Below are 7,924 nucleotides of genomic sequence, written 5' to 3' on the forward strand. Positions count from 1 at the left end.
CACGAAGCCCCTCAAGCGGTCGCGATCGCCGGGTCGCTGACCCCCGGCCGGCCGTTCTCGACATGTCCGGCGAATCGCCGCAGGAACGTCGCGTCGCCGTCCGAGGTGACCGTCAGGTCGTACCACCGCTTGCTCGCGCCCAGGTCGAAGGTGTGCCGGACGGTGGCGCCCGTCCGCACCTTGAAGGTCTGGCTGCGGCCGCCGTAGCCATTGGCGACCCTCAACTGCACTGTGCCGGAGCCCTTGTTGGTGAAGATCAGCTCGGCGTCGTCGCCGCAGTTGCGGGCGGTGACCTCGGGTCCTGCGGTCTTGCCCGGGCCCTTGAAGACGCGCAGGAAGCCGTTCGGGCCGTGCACGGTCAGGTCGTAGGAGCCGTTCGAGTACGCCGAGTTCCAGGCGTCCGAGACGGACTTGCCGGCCTCGGTGGTGTAACTCCAGGGCCCGTCCGTGCGGTTGGCGGAGGTGACCAGGAAGTTGGCGCCCGCCTTCGGGCCGGAGGCGAAGGTGAGCGTGAACTTCCCGGCGGCCGTGTCGGCCGAACCGTCCACCGTGGCCGCGTACTTGAGCGGCCGGGCCGGGCGCAGTCCGCGCTCCTGCTTGGGCAGCACCGGGTTGGCGGGCGGGGTCGGCACGTAGTCGGGGTGGCGGTTGCCGTCGGGCGGCCGGTAGCCGTCGGTGGCCGGGAGCGGGACCTTCTTGGTGTCCTTGTGGGAGAAGTCGAACGCGGTGGTCAGGTCGCCGCAGATCGCGCGCCGCCAGGGCGAGATGTTGGGCTCGTGGACACCGAAGCGGCGTTCCATGAACCGGATGACCGAGGTGTGGTCGAAGGTCTCCGAGCAGACGTAACCGCCCTTGCTCCAGGGCGAGACGACGATCATCGGCACCCGCTGGCCGAGGCCGTAGGGACCGGCCGGGTTGGTGGCGTTGCCCTTGAAGAGGTCGGGGCCGACGTCGACGGTCGACTTGCCCTGCGCGGCCGAGCCCGGCGCGAACGGCGGGAGCAGGTGGTCGAAGAAGCCGTCGTTCTCGTCGTAGGTGATGAACAGGGCCGTCTTCGCCCACACCTCCGGGTCCGAGGTCAGCGCGTCCATGACCTGGGCGACGTACCAAGCGCCGTAGTTCGCGGGCCAGTTGGGGTGCTCGGTGAAGGCCTCGGGGGCGACGATCCAGGAGATCTCCGGCAGCTTGCCGCCCTTGACGTCGGCCTTCAGCTGGTCGAAGAAGCCCTCGCCCTTGCGGGCGTCGGTGCCGGTGCGGGCCTTGTCGTAGAGCGGGTCGCCGGGCTGGGCGTTCTGGAACTGCTTGAAGTACAGGAGCGAGTTGTCGCCGTAGTTGCCCCGGTAGGCGTCCTGGATCCAGCCCCAACTGCCGTTGGCGTCAAGGCCGTCGCCGACGTCCTGGTAGATCTTCCAGGAGACCCCGGCCTTCTCGAGACGCTCGGGGTAGGTCGTCCAGCTGTAGCCGGCCTCGTCGTTGCCGAGGACCGGGCCGCCGCCGACGCCGTCGTTGCCGGTGTAACCCGTCCACATGTAGTAGCGGTTGGGGTCGGTGGAGCCGATGAACGAGCAGTGGTACGCGTCGCAGATGGTGAAGGAGTCGGCGAGCGCGTAGTGGAACGGGATGTCCTCGCGGGTCAGGTACGCCATCGTCGTGGAGCCCTTGGACGGCACCCACTTGTCGTACTTGCCGCTGTCGAACGCGGCGTGCCCGTCGTTCCAGCCGTGCGGGAGGTCCTGGATGAACTGGAGGCCCAGGTCGTCGGCCTCGGGGCGGAACGGAAGGATGTCCTTCGTGCCGTCCGACTGGTACCAGACCGGTTTCCCGTCCTGCCGGGTCACGACCGGATGCGGATCGCCGAAGCCCCGGACGCCCCTGAGCGAGCCGAAGTAGTGGTCGAAGGACCGGTTCTCCTGCATCAGGACGACGATGTGCTCGACGTCCTCGATGCTCCCGGACCGGTGGTTCGCCGGGAGCGCGGCGGCACGCTCGATGCTGTTCGACAGTGCCGTGAACGCCGTGGTGGCACCCGCGAGTTGGAGAAAGCGACGCCTGTTGACTTCGGACATGCGTGAGGTACCTCTCATCCTGACGCGCGGCCGGCCGGAACATGGCGAAATGCGCGCGGTGCGAGTGTTCCAAGAGCAACAAACGTCAGGGAAGGGTCTGGTGGCGCCCATGTGAAAGTCGTCCGTACGTGCGGGGGTGAGCCCCTCAGCGCATGGAGTCCGGCGGTGGCAGGCGCATCCCCGCGAGGTCCGCCGGTACGGGGGTGTCCGGGCGGAAGAACGGTTCCGAGGGTCCGTCCTGGGCGTTGGCGGGCGCGTCCGTGAGCCGGAACCGGTCGCGCAGCCGGCCGTAGAAGTCCGTCGGGCGCAGGCGGACGAGGCGGACGCGCTGGGGGGCTCGGAAGACGCCGATCCAGTCGCCGGGGTCGAGGACGCCGCGGAGTTGGCCGTCGACGGTGACGATGGCCTGGCCGGAGTGGGGCAGGACGCGCAGGCCGACCGGTTCGTCGGGGGCGGCGATGACGCTGCGGTTGAACGTCATGTGCGGGGCGATCGGGGTGAAGACGAGGGCGTCCATGTGGGGCGAGAGGACGGGTCCGCCGGCGGCGAAGCTGTAGGCCGTGGAGCCGGTCGGGGTGGCGACGGCGAGCGCGTCGGCGGAGTAGGTCGCCAGCAGTCGGCCGGCCAGGTAGACGCCGACGCCCACCTGCCGGTCGCGGGCGAGTTTCTCCAGTACGACGTCGTTGAGCGCGGTGACGTCCAGCGCGCAGCCCCAGCCGCCGCCTTCCGTGGTCTCGGGCCGGATCTGCGGCGGCGGCAGGGCGGGACCGCGGCCGTAGCGCAGCAGGGCCTCCATCTCCTCCGGGATGTCCAGCGGGCGGGAGGCGCGCATGGTCAGCGTCATGCGCTCCTCGACGATGGCCCGTCCCTCGTGCACGGCGTCGAGGGCTTCGTCGATGTCGCAGGCCGGGACCTCGGTGAGGAAGCCGACCTTGCCGAGGTCGACGCCGAGGACGTCGGCCCCGCTCTTGACGGCGATCCGGGCGCCGCGCAGGAAGGTGCCGTCGCCGCCGAGGGTGACGACGAGGTCGGGGTTGCCCGCGGCCTCGGCCTCCTCGCGGCCGGCCCGGCGGTGGTGGTCCTTGGCCCACACGTCGATCTCGGTGCAGCGGACGTCGTGCGCCTCGCTCCAGGCGTGCACGGCGGCCGCCGCGTCCCGGGCGGTCTCGCGTCCCTGGTGGACGACGAGGCCGATACGACGTACGGGCATGGGCTCCTCCATGGCGTGCGGTCGGGAGTCAGGGGGTGCGGAATTCGGCGGCCGGTGCGGGGCGTTCGTCGGGCGGGACCATGCTGAGCACGATCTTCCCGCGTGTGTGCCGCCGCTGCACCTGCCGGTAGGCCTCCTGGACCTGTTCCAGCGGATGGACCTCGCTGATGGGGACGGTGAGCAGTCCCTCGCCGTCGAGGGGACGACGCACTCGCCGTCTGTCGCTTCGCATCTCGGCAGACGGCGCGGCGGTATGAAGGCCGTGGTTTTCCTGGGTTCGGAGGGAGGACCAACTTCCGCCCCCGGCTCAGGTGTTCGCGTTCGCCCGGGCCTTCTTCGGCTCGGTGGCCGACGCCCGCAGCGCCTCGAAGGCTTGCGCGGTCGGGCCGGCCGGTTCGGCCTGGTAGACGACGAGTTGCTGATGCGGGGCGCCGTTGACCGTGAAGGCGGCGAAGGCGATGTGCAGGTCGCCGACGTCCGGGTGCCTGAGGTGCTTGCCTTCCTGGGACTTGCTCTTGACGTCGTGCAGCCGCCAGATCCCGGCGAACTCCTCGCTCTCCGCGGACAGTTCCCCGACCACCTCGGCGATACGGGCCGATTCGGGATCGTGGCCGTAGGCGGCCCGGAGCTCGGCGACACAGGAATGCGCGGCGCGCTCCCATTCCTGGTAGAACTCACGCCCCGCCGGATCGACGAACACATTGCGGGCGAGGTTGTCGAACGCGTCGAATCCGCTGTGCAGCGCCGTGGCGAGGGAGTTGCCCGCGAGGATGTCGAGAGCCTGGCCGAGGACGAACGCCGGAGTGTGCTCCCAGCCGTCCATCAGCCGCAGCAACTGCGGGCTGACGTCCGTCTCACCCCGGCCGTGCGGACGCTGCGAGGGCGTCAGACAGAGGCGGTTGAGATGGTCGGCGGACTCCGCGTCCAGCTTCAACGCCCGCGCCACGGCTTCTAGGACCTGCGGGGACGGGCTGTTCTCGCGTCCCTGTTCCAGCCTGATGTAGTAGTCGGAGCTGACTCCGGCGAGCAGCGCGACCTCCTCCCTGCGCAGTCCCGGCACCCGGCGTCGGCCGTACTCCGGCAGACCGACGTCCTGGGGCTTGAGGGCCTCGCGGCGGGCCCGGAGGAAATCTCCCAAAGGGGTCCCATTGCTCATGCGGCAAGACTAGACGCCTTGCGATCGTAGAGAAGGGCCGCTCGTGCACGAACGCACCAGGTTCCACATGCTTCACACAGCGTGATTCGCCGCCCGCGGATGCCTCAGCGAGTTCCCGGACACCACCCGGGGAGCCGTGATCCTGGGTGCGACGCACCCACCGTCGGCAGACCTTCTCCGGGTGTTTTCCGCCTAGCCTCGACGCCATGTACGACGACGACGCGCACCCCGGCCCGGTGGAAGGGCTGGGCCGGTTCCTCCGCTCCCGCCGGGAGCGCGTCAGCCCCGCCGACGTGGGGCTGACCGGCTCCGGCCGCCGACGCGTGCCCGGACTGCGCCGCGACGAGGTCGCCACGCTCGCCGGGGTCAGCCCGGGCTACTACAGCAGGCTCGAACAGGGCCGTGAACTCAGCCCCTCGGTACGGGTGTTGGAGGCCATGGCCCGTGTGCTGCGGCTGGCGGAGGAGGACCGGCTCGAACTGTTCCGGCTGGCGCGGCCCACGGGCCGTCGTACGAAGTCGCCGTCCCGCGTCGAGCGGGTGCGCCCGCATCTGCGGCAGCTGATCGAGAGCTGGACCGGGACGCCGGCCTTCATCATCGGCCACGCCCAGGATCTGCTGGCCACCAATGCCCTGGCCGATGCCCTCTACCGCGACTTCACCCAGCACGACAACGTGCTGCGCATGCTCTTCCTGGACCCCGCCGCGAAGACGTTCTACCGGAGCCCGGAGCGGGCGAAGAACCGCGCGGTCGCCGATCTCCAGCAGTCCGCCGCGAGCACGCCCGAGGATCCGCGCATCCTGGAACTCGTCGGCGAACTGTCCGTGCGCAGCGCCGAGTTCCGCTCGCTGTGGGCCCATGAGTACACCCGGGTCCCGCCCTACGAGGTCAAGCGGATGTGCCATTCCGTGGTGGGGGACCTGGAGTTGCGGCACGAGGCCCTCACCATCCGCAGCGCGCCCGGGCAGCAGCTCATCGTCCTGCGGGCGGAACCGGACTCGCCCTCGGCGGACGCTCTGGCCCTGCTGGGTTCGCTCAGCGCGCCCGAGGCGCCGCACCGGCAGAATCCGGCGCGGGGCGCCCAGTAAAAGTCCGATCCGGGTTATCGGGAATTCTGCTGGACCGCGCCCAGGATCCGGTCCAGGAAATCACCGAAAAGGCGTACCTCGTCCGATGTCAGCGGGTCGAAGAAAAGCCGTCGCACGTTTTCCGCATGAGCGGGTGCGGCGGCCTCGATCGCTTCCCGGCCCTTTTCCGTGAGCCGCACCATGGAGCCGCGGGCGTCGTCCGCGCAGGCCTCGCGCGTGACGAGACCGCGCTTCTCCATGCGGCTGATCTGATGGGACAGCCGGCTGCGCTCCCAGTCGACCTCGGCGCCCAGCTCCCGCGCCCGCAGCACGCCGTCGGCGGACTCCGACAGGGGTGCCAGGAGGGCGTAGTCGGCCGCCGAGAGGCCAGAATCCTGCTGCAACTGCTGGTCCTGGGCCCGCTGTAGCTCGCGGCGCACCCGCCGGTACTTCGCCCAGACGTCGGCCTGGTCGGGGGTGAGCCATCGGGGTTCGGACATGGCCTCACCGTACCAGCTTGTTGACATGTCACCGACTTTGCCGGTCGCCGTCCGTTCCTGGGTGTGGGACTCCCAGGAAAACCGCTGCCTTCATAGCCCCGTCACACAGGGACAGACTCGTTCTCGTCAACAAGAAATCCCCCCACAAGGGGAAGCGAAGAAAGAGGTTTTCCCCATGGCTACATGGTTCGTCACCGGCGCCTCCCGCGGAATCGGCGCGGAAATCGCCCGGGCCGCGCTGGCAGGCGGTAACGATGTCGTGGTCGCCGTACGGAATCCGGAGCGGGTGCCCGACGACCTGAAGAAGTCCGACAACGTGTTCGCGGTCGCCCTGGACGTCACGGACAACGACAGCATCCCGCGGGCGGTCGAGGCCGCGGTGGAGCGGTTCGGCGGTATCGACGTCCTGGTGAACAACGCCGGCCGCGGGCTGCTCGGCGCGCTGGAGGAGATCACCGACGCGGAGGCGCGGTCGCTGTTCGACCTCAACGTCTTCGGCCTGATCAACGTCACCCGCGCCGTCCTGCCCGTGATGCGTGCGCGGGGCTCGGGCAAGCTCGTGCACATCGGCTCCCGCTCGGGCTTCGAGGGCGAGCCCGGTGTCAGCCTGTACTCCGCGTCGAAGTTCGCGGTCGCCGGCATCAGCGAGGCGCTCTCCGCCGAGATGGCGCCGTTCGGGATCCAGTCGATGGTGGTCGAACCAGGCGTCTTCCGCACCGACTTCCTCGACTCCAGCTCGCTCTCGGTCGCCGCGAACCGTATCGCCGACTACGACGGCACCCCGGCCCACGTGACGCTCGACTGGATCGACCGGGCCAACCACGCGCAGCTCGGCGACCCCGTCCTGGGCGCCGCGCTCATCGTCGAGGTCACCGGCACGGAGAAGCTGCCCACGCACCTCTACCTCGGCCGCGACACCCTGGAGCGGCTGGAGGTCAAGTACCAGCAGGTGCAGGACGATCTTGCCCCGTGGCGCGAGAAGTCGGCGGCCACCGCGCACGACGACGACGCCTGACACGCCAGCCACTACCTGACGCATCGTCAAACACCCTGCCTATCAAGGAGATTGAGGTTTCGTGATGTCTTCTGCCTCCCTGCTCACCGGCACCCCCCTGTCCGGCCGTGTCGCCGTCGTCTCCGGCGCCTCCAGCGGCATGGGCGCCGTCACCGCCGAACGACTCGCCCGACTCGGCGCCACCGTGGTCGTGTTGGCCCGCCGCAAGGAGCGGCTGGAAGGCGTGGTCAAGAACATCGAGGCCGCCGGCGGCACCGCGCTCGCCCTGGCCGTCGACGTCACGGACCGCGCCGCCGTCCAGGCCGCCGCCGATCGGGTCGCCGAACGCTTCGGCAGGGCCGACCTGGTGTTCAACAACGCCGGTGTCCAACTCATCTCCGGTATCGAGGAGTTGAAGGTCGACGACTGGCAGCGCCAGATCGACCTCAACATCAGCGGGCTGATGAACGTGATCGCCGCGTTCCTCCCCCACCTGACGGACTCCGCCGCCGCGGGCGGGCCGGCCGACCTGATCAACACCTCGTCGATCGCGGCCACCCGCATCCTGACGAAGTTCTCGATCTACTCCGGCACCAAGGCGTACATCAGCCACCTCACCCGACTGCTCCGCGTGGAGCTCGGCCCGAAGATGGTCCGCGTGGCCACCATCGAGCCCGGCATGGTCGACACCGAGCTCCCCGACCACGTCACGGATGTCGACGCGTCCAAGCTGATGGCCGACCTCATCAGCGACATCGACGTCCTCCAGAGCGCCGACATCGCCGAGACCGTCGCGTTCATGGCCGCCGTGCCGCGCCACGTCAACCTCACCGAGATCACCATCCTGCCCACCGCGCAGGCCGTCTGAGATCCGCCCCGCCACTGGGCGGGACCGTACGAGCCGACGTCGACGCCGTCGATCTCTGCCACG

The 7,924-nt window shown here is 69.7% G+C and carries 8 protein-coding genes; 3 read left to right on the forward strand and 5 right to left on the reverse strand.

The features are described 5' to 3' along the window. Positions 1–11 precede the first annotated feature (11 nt). The 4 genes from ACNFOC_RS20985 to ACNFOC_RS21000 all read right to left on the reverse strand — a co-directional run bounded on the left by ACNFOC_RS20985 (position 12) and on the right by ACNFOC_RS21000 (position 4,432). Complete coding sequence (locus ACNFOC_RS20985) at positions 12–2,066, reverse strand: phosphocholine-specific phospholipase C (protein ID WP_416960625.1); 2,055 nt, start codon at positions 2,064–2,066, stop codon at positions 12–14. Between the two features lie 145 nt (positions 2,067–2,211). After that, positions 2,212–3,276, reverse strand: coding sequence for an NAD(+)/NADH kinase (locus ACNFOC_RS20990; RefSeq protein ID WP_416960626.1), 1,065 nt, complete (start codon positions 3,274–3,276; stop codon positions 2,212–2,214). Positions 3,277–3,304: 28 nt separating this feature from the next. Beyond that, the gene (locus ACNFOC_RS20995; protein WP_416960627.1) at positions 3,305–3,487 is read right to left on the reverse strand and encodes a zinc-binding dehydrogenase; all 183 of its coding nucleotides are present in this window, start codon (positions 3,485–3,487) and stop codon (positions 3,305–3,307) included. A 96-nt stretch (positions 3,488–3,583) separates the two neighbouring features. Next, complete coding sequence (locus ACNFOC_RS21000; protein WP_416960628.1) at positions 3,584–4,432, reverse strand: helix-turn-helix transcriptional regulator; 849 nt, start codon at positions 4,430–4,432, stop codon at positions 3,584–3,586. Between the two features lie 206 nt (positions 4,433–4,638). On the opposite strand from ACNFOC_RS21000, the gene ACNFOC_RS21005 reads away from it, so the two are divergent. Beyond that, positions 4,639–5,520: a helix-turn-helix transcriptional regulator gene (locus ACNFOC_RS21005; protein WP_416960629.1), complete on the forward strand. Its 882-nt coding sequence runs from the start codon at positions 4,639–4,641 to the stop codon at positions 5,518–5,520. A 14-nt stretch (positions 5,521–5,534) separates the two neighbouring features. Here the strand turns inward: ACNFOC_RS21005 and ACNFOC_RS21010 are convergent, their stop codons facing one another. Continuing rightward, entirely contained in the window at positions 5,535–5,999 is a 465-nt protein-coding gene (locus ACNFOC_RS21010) for a MarR family winged helix-turn-helix transcriptional regulator (RefSeq protein WP_416960630.1), read from the reverse strand. A gap of 175 nt (positions 6,000–6,174) precedes the next feature. On the opposite strand from ACNFOC_RS21010, the gene ACNFOC_RS21015 reads away from it, so the two are divergent. After that, positions 6,175–7,014 (forward strand): SDR family NAD(P)-dependent oxidoreductase, encoded by an 840-nt coding sequence (locus ACNFOC_RS21015; RefSeq protein ID WP_416960631.1) that lies wholly within the window; start codon positions 6,175–6,177, stop codon positions 7,012–7,014. 64 nt (positions 7,015–7,078) lie between these two features. Beyond that, on the forward strand, positions 7,079–7,861 hold the full coding sequence (locus ACNFOC_RS21020) for an SDR family oxidoreductase (RefSeq protein ID WP_416960632.1): 783 nt from the start codon (positions 7,079–7,081) through the stop codon (positions 7,859–7,861). The last annotated feature ends 63 nt before the right edge of the window (positions 7,862–7,924 follow it).

This window comes from Streptomyces colwelliae (assembly GCF_048158785.1).
Taxonomy (GTDB): Bacteria; Actinomycetota; Actinomycetes; order Streptomycetales; family Streptomycetaceae; genus Streptomyces.

Bases quoted from the DNA above. Each gene is read 5' to 3' on its own strand.
- ACNFOC_RS21005 (WP_416960629.1), top strand. From the start codon at position 4,639: ATGTACGACGACGACGCGCACCCCGGCCCGGTGGAAGGGCTGGGCCGG.
- ACNFOC_RS21020 (WP_416960632.1), top strand. From the start codon at position 7,079: ATGTCTTCTGCCTCCCTGCTCACCGGCACCCCCCTGTCCGGCCGTGTC.
- ACNFOC_RS20990 (WP_416960626.1), bottom strand. From the start codon at position 3,276: ATGCCCGTACGTCGTATCGGCCTCGTCGTCCACCAGGGACGCGAGACC.
- ACNFOC_RS20985 (WP_416960625.1), bottom strand. From the start codon at position 2,066: ATGTCCGAAGTCAACAGGCGTCGCTTTCTCCAACTCGCGGGTGCCACC.
- ACNFOC_RS21010 (WP_416960630.1), bottom strand. From the start codon at position 5,999: ATGTCCGAACCCCGATGGCTCACCCCCGACCAGGCCGACGTCTGGGCG.
- ACNFOC_RS21000 (WP_416960628.1), bottom strand. From the start codon at position 4,432: ATGAGCAATGGGACCCCTTTGGGAGATTTCCTCCGGGCCCGCCGCGAG.
- ACNFOC_RS21015 (WP_416960631.1), top strand. From the start codon at position 6,175: ATGGCTACATGGTTCGTCACCGGCGCCTCCCGCGGAATCGGCGCGGAA.